At 55.6% G+C, this 18943-nt stretch carries 14 protein-coding genes and 3 pseudogenes; 7 read left to right on the top strand and 10 right to left on the bottom strand.

Translation table 11 applies throughout. The annotated features are described in order from the left end of the window. Positions 1–12: 12 nt before the first annotated feature. The 7 genes and pseudogenes from GF1_RS13980 to GF1_RS13950 all read left to right on the top strand — a co-directional run. Positions 13–2721: a hybrid sensor histidine kinase/response regulator gene (locus tag GF1_RS13980; protein WP_267927166.1), complete on the top strand. Its 2709-nt coding sequence runs from the start codon at positions 13–15 to the stop codon at positions 2719–2721. 226 nt (positions 2722–2947) lie between these two features. Then, positions 2948–3883, top strand: a complete 936-nt coding sequence (locus tag GF1_RS13975) for a selenium metabolism-associated LysR family transcriptional regulator (protein ID WP_267927165.1) — start codon at positions 2948–2950, stop codon at positions 3881–3883. Positions 3884–3959: 76 nt separating this feature from the next. Further along, positions 3960–4652: an iron-sulfur cluster assembly scaffold protein gene (locus GF1_RS13970; RefSeq protein WP_267927164.1), complete on the top strand. Its 693-nt coding sequence runs from the start codon at positions 3960–3962 to the stop codon at positions 4650–4652. A 14-nt stretch (positions 4653–4666) separates the two neighbouring features. Continuing rightward, positions 4667–5665: a GGGtGRT protein gene (locus tag GF1_RS13965; protein WP_267927163.1), complete on the top strand. Its 999-nt coding sequence runs from the start codon at positions 4667–4669 to the stop codon at positions 5663–5665. Positions 5666–6451: 786 nt separating this feature from the next. After that, positions 6452–6841, top strand: a pseudogene (locus GF1_RS13960) (reverse transcriptase domain-containing protein); the annotation flags it as partial. Positions 6842–7012: 171 nt separating this feature from the next. Continuing rightward, positions 7013–8725, top strand: a complete 1713-nt coding sequence (locus GF1_RS13955) for an IS1634 family transposase (RefSeq protein ID WP_435051694.1) — start codon at positions 7013–7015, stop codon at positions 8723–8725. Between the two features lie 59 nt (positions 8726–8784). Further along, positions 8785–9681, top strand: a pseudogene (locus GF1_RS13950) (reverse transcriptase domain-containing protein); the annotation flags it as partial. Between the two features lie 137 nt (positions 9682–9818). On the opposite strand, the gene GF1_RS13945 reads toward GF1_RS13950, so the two are convergent. The 10 genes and pseudogenes from GF1_RS13945 to GF1_RS13900 all read right to left on the bottom strand — a co-directional run. Continuing rightward, positions 9819–9920: a 30S ribosomal protein THX gene (locus tag GF1_RS13945; protein ID WP_267927160.1), complete on the bottom strand. Its 102-nt coding sequence runs from the start codon at positions 9918–9920 to the stop codon at positions 9819–9821. A gap of 200 nt (positions 9921–10120) precedes the next feature. Beyond that, positions 10121–10405, bottom strand: coding sequence for a transcriptional regulator (locus GF1_RS13940; protein ID WP_267927159.1), 285 nt, complete (start codon positions 10403–10405; stop codon positions 10121–10123). 23 nt (positions 10406–10428) lie between these two features. Continuing rightward, positions 10429–10791, bottom strand: coding sequence for a hypothetical protein (locus GF1_RS13935; protein ID WP_267927158.1), 363 nt, complete (start codon positions 10789–10791; stop codon positions 10429–10431). A 51-nt stretch (positions 10792–10842) separates the two neighbouring features. After that, on the bottom strand, positions 10843–12018 hold the full coding sequence (locus GF1_RS13930) for an RtcB family protein (protein ID WP_267927157.1): 1176 nt from the start codon (positions 12016–12018) through the stop codon (positions 10843–10845). Between the two features lie 184 nt (positions 12019–12202). Then, positions 12203–12601: a PaaI family thioesterase gene (locus tag GF1_RS13925; RefSeq protein ID WP_267927156.1), complete on the bottom strand. Its 399-nt coding sequence runs from the start codon at positions 12599–12601 to the stop codon at positions 12203–12205. 101 nt (positions 12602–12702) lie between these two features. Further along, the gene (locus tag GF1_RS13920) at positions 12703–13371 is read right to left on the bottom strand and encodes a LysE family transporter (protein ID WP_267927155.1); all 669 of its coding nucleotides are present in this window, start codon (positions 13369–13371) and stop codon (positions 12703–12705) included. Beyond that, complete coding sequence (locus GF1_RS13915) at positions 13364–13945, bottom strand: TetR/AcrR family transcriptional regulator (RefSeq protein ID WP_267927154.1); 582 nt, start codon at positions 13943–13945, stop codon at positions 13364–13366. The genes GF1_RS13920 and GF1_RS13915 overlap by 8 nt, the downstream gene beginning before the upstream one ends. Positions 13946–13969: 24 nt before the next feature. After that, the gene (locus GF1_RS13910; protein ID WP_267927152.1) at positions 13970–15157 is read right to left on the bottom strand and encodes an MFS transporter; all 1188 of its coding nucleotides are present in this window, start codon (positions 15155–15157) and stop codon (positions 13970–13972) included. 85 nt (positions 15158–15242) lie between these two features. After that, on the bottom strand, positions 15243–18314 hold the full coding sequence (locus tag GF1_RS13905; protein WP_267927151.1) for an efflux RND transporter permease subunit: 3072 nt from the start codon (positions 18312–18314) through the stop codon (positions 15243–15245). Further along, positions 18301–18936 (bottom strand): annotated as a pseudogene (locus GF1_RS13900) (efflux RND transporter periplasmic adaptor subunit); the annotation flags it as partial. The gene GF1_RS13905 and the pseudogene GF1_RS13900, both read right to left, overlap by 14 nt. Positions 18937–18943: the final 7 nt, after the last annotated feature.

The following is an 18943-nucleotide window of genomic DNA, read 5'->3' as shown; positions in this document are numbered from 1 at the left end:
AGAAGATAGATAATGCTGCATTCGCGATCCATTCGGGGCAACTTCTACATGATGCTCTCCGGGCTGCTCCTCTTTACGATTCTTCTGGGGCTTACCTTCTTTTTCAACCACCGGTTCACCCGTCTCAACAACACCTATGCCCGGATGCTGGAGATGGAGAGCCAGTTCCTCCGCCTGGCCGTGGATGAATCCCGCCTGCTGGAAGATCCGTTTCAGTACAATAAGCTCATCCTCCGGGAAAAGGAATTCGGCCGCAGATGCACCACCTGCCACGAACGGAAATCCGACCTGCCCGAACAGCGCATTGACCTGCTTATCTCGTCCCAGGAAAACAAGAGTGAACTTTCCCACCTGCGGCGCGATGTCCAGCACCGGGTGGCGGAACTGACCAATGCGATCAGTGCGGCCCATGAAAACCACCTGCTGACGCTGCGGCAGATACTCCAGGCCGACGGCCGATCCCGTCCGGAAGGGGCTTCTGCCTCTCCTGCCGGCAACGATTCCGCTTCTTCCGGGCGGGAGCCCGATGTCATTCAGGAAGCCGTGGGACTGCAGCATCTCCTCTCTGATATTCTCAGTGATTTTCGAGCGCTTAAAGGGCTGTACGATTTCCGGCAGGTGAGTTCCAGCTTCTCAGCCAACATGCGGGCCTTCTACAGTGCGGTGGACAGCTTTGCCGCCTCGTCCCGCAAGGACCAGGACAGGCTGCTGGTGGAGGCGCTCCTGGAAAACGGGCGGATCTTCGAACAGAATTTCAGGCGGATCGTGGCTCTGGAGAAAAAGGAAAAGGCCGTGGGCCGCAGCCTGGCACAGAACCGGCAGGGAATGATGGATATCTTTGCCTGGGCCGGTCAGAAGGTGCGGCAGGAACGGGAACGGTTCTGGCAGCGGACCCTCATTATCACCAGGACCAGTCTGCTGGTCGCGGGCCTGCTCCTTTTTCTGCTCTTTTTCCAGGCCAGGCATCTTCTGCGCTCTCTCAAGACCATTGTCGACCAGACAAGAAAGATATCCAGGGATCCTTCCTATCAGATTCCCCTGGAACGCCACGGACTGGAGGAACTGCAGGTGCTGCGCCAGGCAATGAATATCATGGCCCGGCAGCTCAACGAACGGATGGAAAAGCTCCGGAAGGAGATCACGGCCCGGGTCCAGGTGGAGCAGCAGATCCATCGGGCCAAAACCGAGTGGGAGCGCACCTTTGATGCCGTGCCGGACATGATCGCCATCATCACCCCGGACTGCCGGATACGGCGGGCCAACATTCCCTTTGCCAACATGGTTGGAGTGCCGGTCAAGGAAGTGGCAGGGCGCTACTGCTACGAACTGATCCATGGCGCGAGCAGGCCGCCGCAATACTGTTTCCGGGAGATCTGCTGCGACAAGCTGCAGCACCGGCAGTATTACGAGCCCCACCTGGACCGGCACCTCGATGTGGCCCTGGTGCCCTTTACCTGCGGCGAGGACGAATTGAGGGGCGCGCTTCTGGTGATCCGTGATATCTCCGCCACTGTCAGGGCCCAGGAACTCCATCGGGAGATGGAACAGCGGCTGCGCAGCGCGGAAAAGATGGAGATGATCGGCATGATGGCCGGTGGCGTGGCCCACGACCTCAATAATATCCTCTCAGGGATCATCAACTATCCGGAGCTGCTTTTGCTGGAGACGCCGCCGGAGAGCCCGCAGAGAAAAATCCTGGCCGCCATCCGCGATTCCGGCCGGCGGGCGGCTGCCATTGTCGCCGACCTGCTTACTGTGGCCCGGGGCGCGGCAAGCGTGCGGGAACTCTGTCTCCTCAACGACCTGGTGGAGCAGTATCTTGGTTCACCGGAATTTGCCCTGCTGGGCAAGACGTATCCCGAGGTGGAACTGGAGACCCACCTGGCCCCGGACCTGCACTGGTGCCGCTGTTCCCCTGTGCATATCCAGAAACTGTTGATGAATCTGCTGGCCAATGGTTTCGAAGCGATCAGCGGTCCGGGCCGGGTCCGGATCAGCACCGCCAACACCATGGTGACCACGGACAGCGTGCCGGACCGGAGTCTGGCGCCGGGGCCCTATGTGGAACTTGTGGTGGAGGACACCGGAGCGGGGATTTCAGATGAGGACCTGCCGCATATCTTTGAACCGTTTTACAGCAAGAAGAAGCTGGGTCGGAGCGGTACCGGCCTGGGGCTGGCCATTGTCTGGAACACGGTCCAGGACCATGGCGGCACAGTCACCGTGGAGTCCGGGTCGGACGGCAGCCGGTTCAGTGTCCTGCTGCCAGCCGCAGCCGAGGAGCAGCCGTACAGCCGGGATGATTCCGTAGTTCCTGAAGTCCTCGGGCGCGGTGAGGGAACCATTCTCGTGGTGGATGATAACGAGATGCAGCGCGATGTCGCCTCCCGCATGCTGGAGATGCTCGGCTACCGGGTGGAAAGCGTCGGCAGTGGCGAGGAGGCGGTGGAATTTCTTCGCCACCGGGCGGTGGACCTTGTCGTGCTGGACATGATCATGGACCCGGGCATGAACGGCCGCCAGACCCTGGAGGAAATCCTCAAGATACGTCCCGGCCAGAAGGCCCTGATTGTAAGTGGCTATTCCGAGAGCGAGGAGGTTCGCAGGGCCTGCGCCCTCGGAGCCTGTGGCTTTACCAAAAAACCCTACACCCTGGAAGAGATAGCCCGGGTCGTCCATCGGATTCTCGGACAGAAACCTTCCTGCCCGATACTTTCGTAGTTGAGACGTTCTGCCCTTGCCCGCCTGCTCAGGTATTCTTTTATTCATCTTTCCCGGTTTCCTGGATAATGCAGATCGGAAAAATCTATGGTATGAAGGCGGGATCCTGGCTGGGGAACCAGAATCGTTACCTTGTGTGATGCCGATAATGAGGGGTGCCGGAATCTGATGGTGAAAATGACTTCGAGGTCAGAGAGATCCAGGTGATATACAGGGGTAGCCGATAATGGAATTGAGGAAACTGGAAGTCTTCTGCAAAGTCGTGGAACTGGGCAGCTTTACCCGCGCCGCCGAGGCCGTGCTGTTGTCACAACCCACGGTGAGCGAACATGTGCGCAGTCTGGAGCAGGAGCTGGGCCAGAAGCTGCTTGACCGGCTGGGACGGGAGATCGAACCCACCCCGGTGGGGCGGCTGCTCTACGATTATGGCCGGAGAATGATACGACTGCACCAGGATGCCCTGCAGGCGGTGGAGCAGTACGGCGGCCGGTTGATCGGCCGGATCCTCATCGGCAGCGGTACCATCCCGGGCACCTATATTCTGCCCCGGCTGATCGGCTCTTTCCGGCGGCAATATCCTTCCATCCGGGCGACGCTGCGTATTTCCGCATCGCGTCATATAGCCCGGGAAGTGCTGCACGGGGAACTGGAGATCGGCGTGATCGGCGCCCGCTGGAATGAAACCGGCCTGATCTGGGAGGAGGTTTTCTCCGATCAGCTGGTGCTGGTGGTCTCGCCGGGCCATCCCTGGGCATCCAGGAACTCGGTGGATCTCGAGGAGCTGCTTCACGAGCCCTTTATTCTCCGCGAGTCCGGTTCCGGTACCCGGCGGGTATTCACCCAGATTCTCGAACAGCACGGCCTGCGGCCTTCGCAGTTGCAGGAGGTGGCGGAGATCGGTTCCACCGCCGCGGTCAAGGAGGCGGTCCGGGCCGGAATCGGTATTTCCATTCTTTCCAGCCGGGCTGTGGCCGATGATGAGCGTTGCGGTCAGCTGGTCACCGTGCCGGTCAACGACGTGGTTATGCATCGGCCGTTTTACCTTATCCGGCGAAAAAGGCGGGAGCTCTCGCCGGTGGCATCGGTTTTTCTTCAGTATCTGCTGGCCCAGGCACATCCCACCGGGACGGAGACGCCAGCGGACAACAACTCCGATTCGTAGCACCTGTCCCGGTTTTCATGGAATTTTTTGAACAACACCGCCCAGGCGGAAAGTAACAGCATTATGGAGGAACAGTATGGAGTATACCCCTGAAGTCGAGAAAATGTACTGTGTCGCTCAGGGACCCAATCACGGTCCGGCCCCGATCCCCCAGGAAGGGCAATGGAACCAGGCGCGCCAGATCGGCGATATTAACGGACTGACCCACGGAGTGGGCTGGTGTGCGCCGCAGCAGGGTGCCTGCAAGCTGACACTCAACATAAAAAATGGCATCATCGAAGAGGCCCTGATCGAGACCGTCGGCTGTACCGGCATGACCCACTCCGCGGCCATGGCTTCGGAGATCCTGCCCGGCAAGACCATCCTCGAGGCTCTGAACACCGACCTTGTCTGTGATGCCATCAATGTCGCCATGCGAGAGCTTTTTCTGCAGATCAGCTATGGCCGCAGCCAGTCGGCCTTTTCCGAGGGCGGACTGCCCGTCGGGGCCGGGCTCGAGGACCTGGGCAAGGGGCTGCGTTCGGTCACCGGGACCATGTACGGTACCAATCTCAAGGGGCCCCGCTACCTGGAGATGGCCGAGGGATATGTCCTGGAGCAGGGGCTGGACGAGAACGACGAGATCATCGGCTACAAGTTTGTCAACCTCGGCCGGATGATGGATGCGATCAAGGACGGTCTGGACCCTGGCGAGGCCCTGGCCCAGGCCACCGGCACCTATGGCCGTTTTGCAGAGGCGGTCCGAACCATTGATCCGAGACATCAGTAGCAGGAGAGAGAACCATGGCGCAGTTTGAAGGATACGAGAGACGAATTGAGAAAATAGAGAAAGTCCTGGATCAGTACGGGATCGAGAGCCTGGAGACCGCCCGGCAGATGCTGCTTGATCGGGGGGTGGATGCCTATACCATTGTTCGGGATGTCCAGCCTATCTGTTTTGAAAACGCCTGCTGGGCCTACATCCTCGGCGGGGCCATTGCCTTGAAAAAGGGCCAGACCAGGGCCGCCGATATCGCCGCCACCCTGGGCGAGGGGTTGCAGGCCTTCTGCATCCCCGGCTCGGTGGCCGAGGAACGCCAGGTGGGTATCGGCCACGGCAACCTAGCCTCCATGCTCCTTTCCGAGGAGACCCGCTGTTTCGCCTTTCTCGCCGGGCATGAGTCCTTTGCCGCCGCCGAGGGGGCCATCGGCATTGCCCGCTCCGCCAACCGGGTCCGGAAGGAGCCGCTGCGGGTTATTTTAAACGGGCTTGGCAAGGATGCGGCCCATATAATCTCCCGGATCAACGGGTTTACCCATGTGGAGACAAAATTCAACTATAAGGACGGTACACTGGCGGTGGTGAAGGAAACACCGTATTCAAAAGGAGAGCGGGCCAAGGTGCGCTGTTTTGGTGCCGATGATGTCCGCGAGGGTGTGGCCATCAACCACCTGGAAGGGGTGGATGTCTCCATCACCGGCAACTCTACCAACCCCACCCGGTTCCAGCATCCCGTGGCCGGAACCTACAAGAAGGAATGTGTCCAGCAGGGAAAACGATATTTTTCAGTGGCTTCGGGCGGCGGTACCGGCCGGACTCTGCATCCGGACAATATGGCTGCCGGACCTGCATCGTACGGCATGACAGATACCATGGGTCGCATGCACTGCGATGCCCAGTTCGCGGGCAGTTCTTCCGTACCGGCCCATGTGGAGATGATGGGTTTTATCGGCATGGGCAATAATCCCATGGTCGGTGCCTCGGTGGCGGTCTCGGTGGCCATCGAGCAGGCCCTGTCCTGATGCTGGCCTGATCTGGAAAACAAAAAGGCAGGAACCGGTCCGGTTCCTGCCTTTTTGTGTTTGCCCGGCATGGCGGGCAAACCCAGCCTGCGGAACGCAGGCGTCACCCCGACCAGGGGGAAGACAATCCGAATCGCAAGGGCGTTGCTGGCAACGGCAGGGTCTGAAGGAAGCGATAGGAAGTGAGCGGTACATAGCGTAAGTGAACCTGATTCGGCGTCATAGGTGGGTAAGCGTGCACAATAGCGTGAAGCCCGATACCTGGTCAGACCTTTGGCGTGATTGAGGATGGGATTGCTCACCGGGAGTTCGCCTTAACCGGGGAAGCCTCCTAGCGTACTTGCAGTACGAGAGTTAAGGAAGGTTCAAGGAGAGATCCAAGGCCTACCGAAGCGGTGGGAGGTGGCAGATGATTCCGTAGTAGTGATGAAATCCCGGCCGGAGAAGCCTGGTAACAGCGTGGAGGATAAAACCGGGATGACCTGTCAGCGTTGTTTGACAGGGGCTGGTATTTGCCAAAAGCGGTATCAGTTGCGAAGGGATGAAGTTTATTTGAAGGTTCCCTGAAGATCATGGAGGTCTGGAGTCAGAACACAAGCTGCCCGACGGGGCGGGGCACATTTTCGGCGGTATGCTGTGAGAGGCCGTCTGCTGATTTTGGCCGTTCATCGGAGTAACCTGAACAGTTGAGCGTACATTGCCCATTGGGATAGAAGGCGCTCTCATTTGGGTGAAGACCCGGGGATTCCAGGCAGAAGTGGAGGGATGGGGACGCAGGACAGGAGCATGGTTGACGTTTGGTACAGTCTGTATGACCGGATGCTGAGCAGGGACGCTCTGCACAAGGCGTTTGGGAAGGTGAGGTCTGCGAAGGGAGCTGCCGGAATAGACGGCCAGTCCATCAAGGACTTTGCCGCATCAGCCGAAGCCAACATCGACTGTCTCCTGAAGGAACTGTGGGAAAAGAGTTACCAGCCACTGGCCGTGCGCCGGGTAGAGATACCCAAGCCAACCGGAGGAGTTCGGTTGCTCGGTATTCCAGCAGTCCGTGACCGTGTAGTGCAGCAGGCACTGCTCGACATTCTCCTGCCGATATTCGATCGGGATTTCCACCCGTCGAGCTATGGCTATCGCCCAGGCCGCAGTTGTCATCAGGCGATATCCAACAGGAGTTTATAGGGATTCACCATTTTTAACAAAAAAACTTCAAGAATTCAGCTAGTTGCTTTCACAAAACATGTAAGACCCTACACGCCTCCCAAGATTTCATCCCAAAAAAATATAGAAAAACAAGATAATGGGCGTTTTTCGCTTGCACATGTAAGACCCTACTGATATCTTGTGGATATGGCACACCTGCATAAAAAGATGAAAAAGGGAAGGCCCTACTATTATGTCCGGGAGATCGCGCGGGTCGACGGCAAACCCAAGGTCATCAATCAGATATACCTGGGGTCACCTGAACGTATTCTCGAGATGGCACAGGGCGGCAACAGCATGCCCAAAAAAATCCAGGCGCAAGCCTTTGGTGCACTCTGGCTCGCGAATCTCGTTGAAAAGGAAATAGACCTTGCCGGTCTGATTGACGGGATCGTGGCTGAAGAAAAAGATAATGCGCCATCTGTGGGCGAATATTTTCTCTATGCCGTCTATAACCGGATGATCCAGGCCTGTTCGAAACGGGCAATGCCGGGATGGTATAAGGCCACTGCCATCCAGCATATTCGCCCTGTTCAGATTGACGAGCTCAACTCACAGATGTTCTGGTTCAAATGGAATCAGGTTGGAGAGCGGCAACTGCAGCAGATCGCGAAGGATTTTCTTCGGCGCATCTCCAGGATAGAGTCCTCGTCTTCAGACTGCTTCATGTTTGACACAACCAATTACTACACCTTTATGGCCACAGATACCGAGTCGGTACTGGCCCAGAGGGGGAAAAGCAAGGAAGGGCGCAACTGGTTACGCCAGATAGGCGTTGCTCTTCTTGTCAGTCGGGATAAACGAATCCCGCTCTATTACAGGGAATACGAAGGCAATCGGCACGACTCAAAAATGTTTCTTCAGACCATGGAGGATATGTTCAGGGTCATGCGCGACTCTGCTGGGGAAGATGGTGCCTTGACCGTTGTCTTTGACAAGGGAATGAACAGTGAGGATAATATCGCCGCCATCGATGCCAGGGAAGGTGTCAACTTTATCACCACATATTCAACCCATTATGCTGACCATCTTGTCCATGTCGATCTGGACAGATTCAAGCCTGTTGATACTCGGAAAAACCGGAAACTTGCTCAAAAGGGCAGAGAAGATGACCGGTTGCTGGCCTGGCGGACTCAAGGTGAATACTGGGGGCGGAAGCGCACAGTGGTGGTTACATACAATCCACTGACGGCCGCAAAACAGCGTTACGCCTTTGAAAAAAAGATGCTTCGCCTTCAGGATACCCTGTTTGAATTTCAATCCAGGGTCAACAGGCAGGCCCCGTACTGGCGTAAGCAATCAGTTGTTCTCAAGCGGTACATGGACATCTGCTCGGAGTTGCACATCCCGTCAGACCTGTACAAGGTTGAATTTTATGTTACAGACAAGCGGCTCAGAATGAATTTTCGAAAGAACCATTACCGGATTGGGCGCTATATTGACCGGTTTGGCAAGAATATCATCATTACCAATATAACCGACTGGTCAACCGATGAAATCGTCCAGGCAAGCCTGGACCGCTGGACTGTTGAGGATGCTTTCCGGCTGACAAAAGATGAGTCACAGGTGGCGCTCAGGCCGGTACGTCATTGGACTGACAGCAAGATCAGGTGCCACATCTTCACCTGCATAGCAGCCCTGGCACTCCTGCGCATCATCGAATTAAGGCTCAGGAAGGCAGGTGTTAACATGACAGCCAAGGCAGCTATGCGCCATATGGGCAATTTGCACTCCTGCCTTCTGTGGTTACCCGGAAAAAGGAAAGCCGTACGTATGCTGGAAGAACCGGACGAGGCTCAGGCTGATATTATGCGGGCATTTGGATGGAAAATAGCCGGTGGGGTCTTACAGGAAATATAGATTTATCACTCTGGAATACCGTCATTTTAATGAAAAAGTATGGAGGATTCTATAAACTCCTGTCCAAGGCGACGATGTTTATCCGTGACTACGATCGAAAGTGGGTAGTTGATATGGATCTGTCCAAATGCTTTGACACCTTGGACCATGATCTCATCCTCAGCGCCTTTCGTCGCCGGATCAGGGACGGGAGTATCCTCGGTCTCCTGGAGAAGTTTCTGAAGAGCGGTGTAATGACGGATTCGGGATTTACGGCTAGCGAGATCGGCAGTCCACAGGGCGGCGTGATCAGCCCTCTGATAGCCAATGTGTATCTCGATTCTTTTGATCAATTCATGAAGAATCGTGGCCACCGAATAGTCCGCTATGCGGACGATATCCTGATTCTGTGCCAATCAAAGAAAGCGGCCGAGAATGCTCTTGAGCAGGCACGGCACTATCTTGAAGGAGAATTGCTGCTGACTGTCAACCGTGAAAAGACCCATATCTGCCACAGCAGTCGGGGCGTAAACTTTCTGGGAGTATCCGTATGCTCTCAGTATACGCAAATCCAGCGAGGCAAGATTAAGTCTTTCAAGGCAAAGGTCAAGGCAATGACCCGGCGTAATTCCCCGGTGAATCTTGAGAAAGTGATTGCAGATCTCAATCCGCTCTTGAGGGGATTTGCCAACTACTTCCGGATAGCGAACTGCACAGGAGAATTTTCAAGGCTGATGAGATGGATTCGGAGAAGACTGCGAGCCATCCAGCTGAAATTGTGGAAGAAGCCCAATCGGCTTCACCGCAGGCTGAGGCAGCTTGGATACAGGGGGAAGTTTGATGCGATCAAAATGAACTCCTGGGCCAATGCGGCAAGTCCTTTGAGCCATTATGCCCTGCCCAACGGATATTTACACCGGGGCTTGGGTCTCTTTGATCTTGGTGCTGTATCTACTGGAATCTCTGTTTCAATATGAAGGAAAATAAACAGGAGCCGTATACGAGACCCGTACGTACGGTTCTGTGAGAGGGATGAGGCAAGCGTAATTAACTTGCCTCACCCTACTCGATTGCAGTTGCTTTCGGGGTAGGCCCCAGGAAGGCACCCTTAAGGTTATTTCTTGTTTTTCTTGGCGTTTTTCTTCTTGGGACGACTGTTGCCAAAGGTCCCGCGGACGATTTTTCCCCGTTTGGTTCTCAGATCACCTTTTCCCATGAGTATACCCCCAAAAAGATTATTTTCTGTTCTGCCTGGATTATCCTGCCTGACCAGGACGTGATGTGTGAGATGCACAGCGTGTCCGGCAGATTCCAGGTACGGAATCTGCTCCGGAGCAACTACTCTTTATACTGCATTTTTCCCGATTTGACCAACTTTTTTGTCCGCCGCACTCCCTCCTGGGGGCAGCCCGGAACCTACCCTACCCGGAAGGTTGCCAGGCGGATGTGGCTGCTTTTGCACTTCGGACAGCGGCCTGGCCGGTCCAGGCGCTGCCGTTTCTTAAACAGGTAGCCACAGCTCTGGCAGGAAAACGGCGTGACCACCAGTTTTTCTCCCCGACGGGAGAGGCTGCGGCGGATATGCCCAAGCTGGGTATGGACCTCCTTCTCAGGGATGCCCAGCATGGCGGAGATGTCAAGGCTGGTGAGCTCTTCCTGCCGCAGCATATCCATGAGCTGCTGCCGTTTGGTGGCGGTCATGACGTGATTACCCCTGCAGGTCATTACATTCTGATCTTGGCCTCGGTTTTATCCGGGTTCCTGGCCAGGTGCCTGTAATGGTTCATGGCTGTTTCGGTGAACCGGGCGATGATATGAGCGAGATCCGAACCGGTCCAGACAGCGGCGAACTCCTGCTGGGTCTGCAGGGTTTCGGAGAGCCGGTAGTGGGGAGGATTGTCCTGGTCCAGGACGATATCCTCATAGGTAATGGCTATATTCCCGTTACAAGCCCGCTGGAGCAGTTCCTGGATGGTGTAGACAAAAAATTTTCTGATGTCCTCGGTGGACTCGGCCATGCTGATTTTTCTTCTGTACTCGGGCAGCAGGTCGTTCTCGATCCTGGTAAAGGAAATCTGCTTACTCATGGCTCCCTCCCTTGCACCTGAATTGACAGATTATCCCGTCCGGGTGGTCGGCTACCCTTTGATGACCGCCAGTGGCTTCAGGGCAACCACCACTTCGACGAGATCGAGCTGGTTCTCCACAACTTCATCGATGTCTTTATAGGCCCCGGCTGCTTCATCGAGGTCCCCCCGGTGCCGAATGGCATGAATAATTCCCTGATCTTCGAGTCGTTTCTGCTCGGCACGTAAATCCAACTGTTTTTTTGCCTGTTTACGGCCCATTTTCCGGCCAGCGCCATGGGAACAGGACATAAAACTTTCTTCGTTTCCTTTGCCGCGAACAATGTAGCTGGGGCTTCCCTGAGAACCGGGGATAATACCCAGTTCGTCCGGTCTGGCTCTGGTCGCTCCCTTGCGATGGACAACAACATTTTTGTGGAAATGGGTCTCCATTGCCGCATAATTATGGGCAATATTGATAAACTTGGGGAAAAATACTCCGGGAATCACCATAGTGAAGGCATCTTTTATTTTCTGCATGATTACCTGGCGGTTTGCTAGGGCAAAATCCACGCAGTACTGCATCTCCAGAAGATACTTTCGCCCAGCTTCGGTGTCCAGGGGCAGAAAGGCAAGCTGCCATTTCGGCGGTACCGCTGCGCCCCATTTATGGTTGAGCTGAATTGCCAGCTTGTTGTAATAATTGGCCACCTTGTATCCCAGGTTACGGCTGCCGCTGTGCACCATGATCCAGATTTGAGCGTCGCTGCCCCTCTGGATCTCGATAAAATGGTTCCCGCCGCCCAGGGTGCCCAGCTGCGTCAGGGCATTGTTGTATTCCCGCGAAACAACATAGAGATCTTCCAGGGGAACATTCCCTGGCGTTGGCGGCATCAGGGCAGGGTCCTGTTTTTTTTTATGGTGTTTGAATCCCACCGGGACAGTTTGCCGGATCAGGGCCATAATGGACTTGAGCTGATCAGTGTCGATATTGGTAAGGGACGTCTGGAGAGCGCACATGCCGCAGCCGATGTCAACTCCCACCGCATTGGGCACGATCACATCCGTCGTTGCCATAACCCCGCCAATGGGCATGCCGTAGCCAAGATGGGCATCCGGCATCAGCGCAATATGTCCATGGACAAAATCCAGGTTGGCAAGATGTTTCGCCTGCTCCATGGTTCCGGCTTCAACATCGTCGAGCCAGAGTTTGATGGGCCGCTTTTCTGTGCTAATAATCCGTTTCATCGCAGGTCGTTTCTTCCGGTAAACGGGTCATTAAGATCTTCCGACTGACAGATCAGGCAGACAAAAAGGCAGCACCTTTTCCCCTGTGGGTTTGACTTGCTCCCTGCCCTTCATAAATAGAGTAAGCACGTTCCCGGTAACTGCAAATGAACAGAACGGGTAGAGGGCTTGACGTACCTGTATTCTATCGGTTGGCGATTTTATCTTTCTTCCGGTATACCGTGCCTTGAAAAACGGCGATAAGGTTGCGATCGGCATCGGCTATGCTGACCTGATATGTGGCAAGTTTTGGATTTCTTGAAATTTCTTTTGCCTCGGCAGTCAACAGCCCTTCTCCCGCGGCTTTCAGGTAGGAGATGGTCGCGTTGATCCCGAGAGCTACAGTGCCATGGGAGTTGGAAGCCACGGCAAAGGCATAGTCGGCCAAGGCGAAAATGGCGCCGCCATGGGCAATATTGACACCGTTCAAATGATGGCTGCTGATATCGAGCTGTACCCGGGCGTAGCCCGGTGCAACGTCGAGGAGTTCAATGCCGACATACCGGGCAAATGAATCTTTCTGGAAAAAAGTTTGCAGATCCACGAGATAATTTTCTCCTGTTCTCCTGATTTGGTTATTCAATAGCCTTTTCGGGCAAAGCCTGTTTTGCAGAAGTGTTCCGGGTGATGTACCCCATCATTTCGCTACAGTAACAGAATACTGCCTGACAAATGCTTGAAAGCTGTGCCGAAAAACCAGGTGCCAAAGCCAATGAGAAATATGCCGCAGCAGCGTATCATTGTCTGATAGCTATTGTCAGACAGTAGGCCCCTGCCGCGGCTGACGCTCAGTGCTATAAGGATATACCAGGCATAATCGGCAGCAATGTGGCCAAGAAAAAACGTCACAAGGCCCGGCCAGCCGAAGTGACTGGCTGTGATCAGGTAACCAAGACCTATGGTCACCCACCAGATGATCCAGTACGGATTGGCAAGGCTGCCGACAAATCCGAGCACAATGGGATGGCGGGCAGGGGTTTGATCGCTCTGCACCGTATCCTGCTCCAGGGAAAGCGAACCAGCCTTGCGCGCCATGTCTATCCCCATGACAAGCAGGATAATCCCGCCGAGAAGGGCGATGGTGCCAATAACCGGTGGCTCCTTGAGAAACGGACCCAGCCCCTTGATAACGGCAACGACCAGCAGCAGCTCAAGAAGACCATGACCGGTGATAATCATCGGTCCGGCCCGTGTTCCCCTTCTGGCAGCTTCTGCCACGGTCAGGGTGAAAAGCGGTCCGGGCATCAGCGCCCCGGACAGGGCCAGGATAAATGACGTGCCGGCAATTCCGGCCAGTGCAGGAAAGTTATCCATTTTTCAGCAGAGAAATAACATGGTTGGCAACAGCTTCCGGGTCGTTATGGGATTCCTGAAACCCTGGAAGAAAAGACCGGATTGGCGTGATCTGAAAATGATAAATGATCAGCCCAAGGATAGAAATGGCCAGCAGATGGGGATCCCGGTCAGGGGCAAGTGCACGGCAAAGTATGGTCATTTCCTGAAAAAAACTGCCAAAGACGTTGTCTGCAAGCAGCTGCAGCCGCTTTTCGTCGCCATCCATGATCTCTCGCTGAATGAGCCTGCTGAAATCAGTATCGTCATGCACCAGTCTGCACAGGCTGTGCACCAGCCGGCGAAACTGCTCTTCCGGATCGGCAGACAGGGCCAGGGCGTCATGCAACAAAGCGGTACGCCTGGAAAATGCCTGGGCAAGGGCCTGGACATACAGCGTCTGCTTGTCCGGGAAATGGTGGTACAGTGAGGCCGCTTTAATGCCCACTGCCCGGGCTATCTGGCGCATGCTTACTCCGGCATAGCCGCTCCTGGCAAAGAGGGGAATGACGATATCCAGTATTTCCGCTTTTGTTTTTTGTTTACCAGCACTCATTATTACAGGATTTCAGGGCGATGTTTATGTGCATCCAGTGTGTGCGGATGCTTCCTGCGCGTTATTCATCTTCCGCTCACCCATACCGGCGCTTAAGGGAATGAGCAGGAGAACCAGACAGATATACACCACAAAGCTCCAGCCGCCGTGTTTATACGCGAACCCGGCGCCGGTAATGCCAAGCCATCCGCCCATATAATAAAACAGAACATAGAGAGCGTTGGCCCTTCCCTGGCCACTGGTCAGCTTGCGGTTCAGAGAACCGACAGCGGCAGCATGGACGGTAAAAAAGCCGGCACAGATTCCAAGCAGGGCGGTCACCACCGCAGGAACAGAAGGCAGCAAAATGAGGAGCAATGAAATCCCCAGGAGAATACTGCCTGCGATCAGAGTGTTGCCGCTGCCGAAGCGGTTGCTGATTTTGCCGGCTGTTGGCCCCATAAAGATGCCCATGATATAGACAAGATACAGCATGGTCGTTGACTGGGTGGAAAAATGAAAAGGTTCTGTGCTCAACCGGAACGGCAGATAGTTAAAAACCGAGGAAAAAATTGCAAAGCTGCCTGATGCACAGAAATAGATAAGCAGGATCTCCCGACGTTTTAATAAAGCTGCAAACCCGGTGGTTTCCTGTTGTCGGCCTCTGCCGGTCTCAGTGGCCGGCAGTGTCCGCAGAGCAGTAAATGTTGCAACGAGGATGAGTGCTGCTGCAGAGACAAATGCATAGCGCCAGTGCAGGGGCGGGTGAATCCAGCCGCCAAGCAGGCGCCCTCCCATGCCACCGAGCACCGTTGCCGACACATAGGATCCCATGACAACGGTCAGCCTTGAATCGGGAATGGTCTTTGCCAGATACGCCGCAAGGCAGGTTGTCAAAGCAGGGAGAAAAACACCCTGGAGAAATCGGGCGCCAATTAAAATCCAGAGATTATGGGTGATGGCACAGATGATGCCATTTAACGCCACCAGAACACCGCCGGTGAGAATAATGGGCTTTATCGGCAACCGGTCTGCCAGAATACCGAAAGGCAGATTGGACAGGGCTATGCCGAGGATGACAGCGGACACTGTGAAGGAAACTGTTACCATGTCAGCACCAAATTCGGTCTGCAGCACAGGTAACACCGGCTGGGTGATGTATATGTTCGTAAACGAAGCAGACACCAGCGCAAAGACAGTCAGTTGCAGACGAAAACAGGAAGAGTCAGACATGGGTACATGGGTGCGGAGAGAACATGGGTTACACTGGCAGATCAGGTTTCATGAGTAGTTGCCATCTGTCTGGTTGCTTTAAAAATCAGCCTTGTTTTGTCCACCGGTTTCGCAGCCGCAGCAGGCCGTTTTCAACCAGGGAATAGACCGCTGGAACCACCACCAGGGTGAGCATGGTGGAGCTGAGCATACCACCGATAACCGCCACAGCCAGCGGACCGTTGGTATCGGCGCCTGCGCCATAGCCAAGCGCTGCCGGCAGCATGGCCAGGATGACGGTAAAGGAGGTCATGAGAACCGGCCGCAGCCGCAGCGGACAGGCCGTGCTCAGGGCCTCAAGGATGGACTTGCCTTCGGCCCGGAACTGGTTGGTGAGATCCACCAGGAGTATGGAGTTTTTCGCCACCAGGCCCATGAGCAGCACCAGGCCGACCATGGAAAAGATATTGAGGCCGTGGTGGAAAAGATACAGGCCGCCAATCCCGCCGACAATGGCCAGGGGCTGGGCCACCATGATGATCAGGGGCTGGATGAACGAGTTGAACTGGCTGGCCAGGACCATATACACCAGGATAACGGCCATGAGAAAGGTAAAACTGATATAATGCACGGTCTTGCCGAATTCCTCGGCCCGGCCCGTCATTTTGATCTGATACCCCAGGGGCAGCAGGTCCCTGGCCGCTGTTTTGACCTTGTTCACAGCCGTGCCCAGGGGAACCGCCGGGGTGGCAAAAAATTCCGCCGCGTACTGCAGATCGTACCTGGAAATCACCGCCGGGCCCACCACTTTTTCCAGATGGGCCACCGTGTCGAGCCGGACCAGCTCGCCGCTTCTGCTCCGCAGATAGATACGACGCAGATCCTGTGGCGTATTGATAGTTCCGGCAGCCGTTTTCAACCGGATGTCATAGCGTTCGCCATCGCCGGGCTCATCATTGTATTTTGCCACGTCATAGCCGCCAGCCAGAACATTGACTGCCAGGGCCACATCAAGCGCGGATAACCCGAGGTCAGCCGCCCTGGTGCGGTCAATCACCAGTTTGACCTGGGGCAGGTTGAGCTGCAGATCCAGGTCAATGGTGCCGAGGTCCGGATCCGCTGCCAGTTTCCGGTTCAACCTGTGGGCCAGTTCCGCGACCCGGCCCAGTTCCGGTCCGGTCAGGTTGAACTGCAGCGGCTCTCCCCGCATGCCGCCCACCACGGATACGGGTGCGGGAAAGGCCAGGACCCCTGGAATCGCAGCCAGTTCCTTACGCAGGATATCAATGAATTCATACTGTTTCAGCGTACGTTCCGAGCGGGGGTTCATCCGTACCGAAATTTCTCCCCTGGACACCTGCCCGGTGGCATCGGTGCCGATGGATGAAAGGTAGGAGGCAATTTCGTGGGGATGGGTCTGCAGCACCTTCTCGACTTCGGCAAGGCGGTCGCTGGTATACTCGATGGATGAGCCCAGCGGGGTTTTCAGGGTAATGAGAAAATGGCCCTTGTCCTCATTGGGCATGAAACTTTTTCCGATTTTGCCAAACAGGGGGAAGAGGAGGGCGACTACCACAACGGTGAGAAGAACCACTGTCCAGCGAAAACGCAGGGCAAAACGCAATGTGGCTGCATAACCCCGTTCCATGGTCTGGAAAAAGGATTCCAGCAGACCATGGAGCCGTCCTCGTCTGGTGGCAATGCGCAGAAAACGGGAGCAGAGCATGGGTGTGAGGCTGATCGCTATGAACAGAGAGGTCAGCACGCCAACCGTGACCACCACGGCAAAGGCAGTGAAGAAACGCCCGATTATGCCCCCCATGAAGATGACCGGTGCAAAGATGCAGGCCAGGGAAAAAGTGGCGGCAAGCACCGCAAAGGCCACCTGATTGGTACCAATGAGAGCGGCTTTGTGCGGATCCATGGCAGGGTTTTCTTCCCGGATCCGGAAAATATTTTCCAGAACCACAATGGCATCGTCCACCACTACACCGATGAGCAGGAGCAGGGCCAGCAGGGTCATCTTGTTGAACGTATAACCGGAAAAATACATCACCATCACTGCTCCCAGCAGGGAAACAGGGATAGCAACCGAGATGATCAGGGTGGAACGGAAGGACTGGAGAAACGCAAAGACGACCAGGGCCGCAAACAGGGTGCCCAGGATGATATGTTCTTTCAGGGCGTTCACCGATTCCTCTATGAAGTTGGAGTCGTCTGAGGCAATCTCTATACGCAATCCCGGCGGCAGCTGGGGAGAGATCTCATGGTCCAGCTTTTCCTTGACCGCCCTGACAATGGCCACGGTATTGGAACCGGTTACCTTGACAATGCCCAGGCTGACGCAGGGCTGGTCGTTGAACTGGGCCAGCTTGCGTTTGTCTTCCAGGCCGTCTGTAATCGTGGCGATCTGGTCCAGACGGATGGCGGCTCCTTCCCGGTAGGCAATGATCAGATCACCAATGTCCTCGACTCTGTGGAATTCCAGATTGAGCTTGATGAGGTCTTCTGTCATGCCGCCCACGAGATAACCGCCCGGGAGCTGAATGTGGTTGATCTGAAAGGCGCGGATGACGTCACCGATGGTTATGGACAGGCCGGCCATGGCCTCCGGGTGCAGATTGACCCGAATGGTGCGATCACGCTTACCACCGATTCTGACCTCGCCCACGCCATCGATGGATTCCAGCTGTTTCTTGACTGTATTGCGGGCATACTGGTTGAGCTGCTGCAGGGTGCGGTCACCCAGCAGGGCCAGCCACATCACCGGCGCGGCGCCGACCTCAACCTTGGCAACCACCGGCGGATCAGCCTCTTTTGGCAGGTCACGCAGGGACTGGTTGACCTTGGCCTGGACCTCGTTAAAGGCCACGTCCACATCCCGACTCAACTCGAACTTGATAACAACCACGGAAACTCCGGGCGCGGAGCGGGAAGTGATATGCTCGATACCGGGCGTCGAGTTGACCGCGGTTTCGATGACATTGGTGACCGTGGTATCGATGATATCCGGATCGGCGCCGATCATGGTGGTGGTGATGGAGATCATCGGGAAATCGATCTCCGGATATTCGTCCACACCAATGCGGTTATAGCTCACCAGGCCAAAGAGGATGATCACCGCGCTGAGCATGGTGGCCAGAACATGGCGTCTGATAGAGAGTTCAGGAAGATTCATTTTTTTGGTTTCGGTGTACCTGTTTCTCGTAAACCGTGGCGCCATTGGTAAGAAAGCCTGCCCCGTCAACAGCGATCCGCTCGTTTCCGGACAGGCCGCTGACTATCTCCACAAGATTGCCCTGGTGCTGTCCAGTGGTCACCTGGATCTGGCGGGCAGTATTGTCCACAACCTGATAAACAACCTCCCCGGCCGGGCGTCTGACCACAGCCTGGGCAGGAACCAGCAGGGCATGTTCGTGTCTGTCGATGATGACCGTTCCGTTGACGGTACCTCCGGGCCGCCACCCGCCAGGATTGTCAATATAGATAAGAATTTCCACCGCCCGGCTTCGTGGAGTTATTGCCGGGCGTATCTGATCGATTCCAGCTTCGACCAGGCGGCCGGGAGTCAGGGGTGAAGTCAATGTAACCTGTTGTCCGACCGTGAGCCTGGCCGCGGCATTTTCAGGAAAAGGCAGCACGATACGCAGCTTCTGAGTTGCCACCATCCGAAAGAGAGGGGTTCCTGTATCGACAAAATCACCTGTCGAGACAAACCGTTTTTCGATTCTGCCATCTACCGGGGCAACCACCGAGGTCTTGCCAAGACGGCGTCCGCTGTCGGCCAGACGGGCATGGGCAGCTTCA

The organism is Desulfolithobacter dissulfuricans (assembly GCF_025998535.1).
GTDB classification, from domain to species: domain Bacteria; phylum Desulfobacterota; class Desulfobulbia; order Desulfobulbales; family Desulfobulbaceae; genus Desulfolithobacter; species Desulfolithobacter dissulfuricans.
This window is presented reverse-complemented; position numbering and strand designations above follow the sequence as displayed.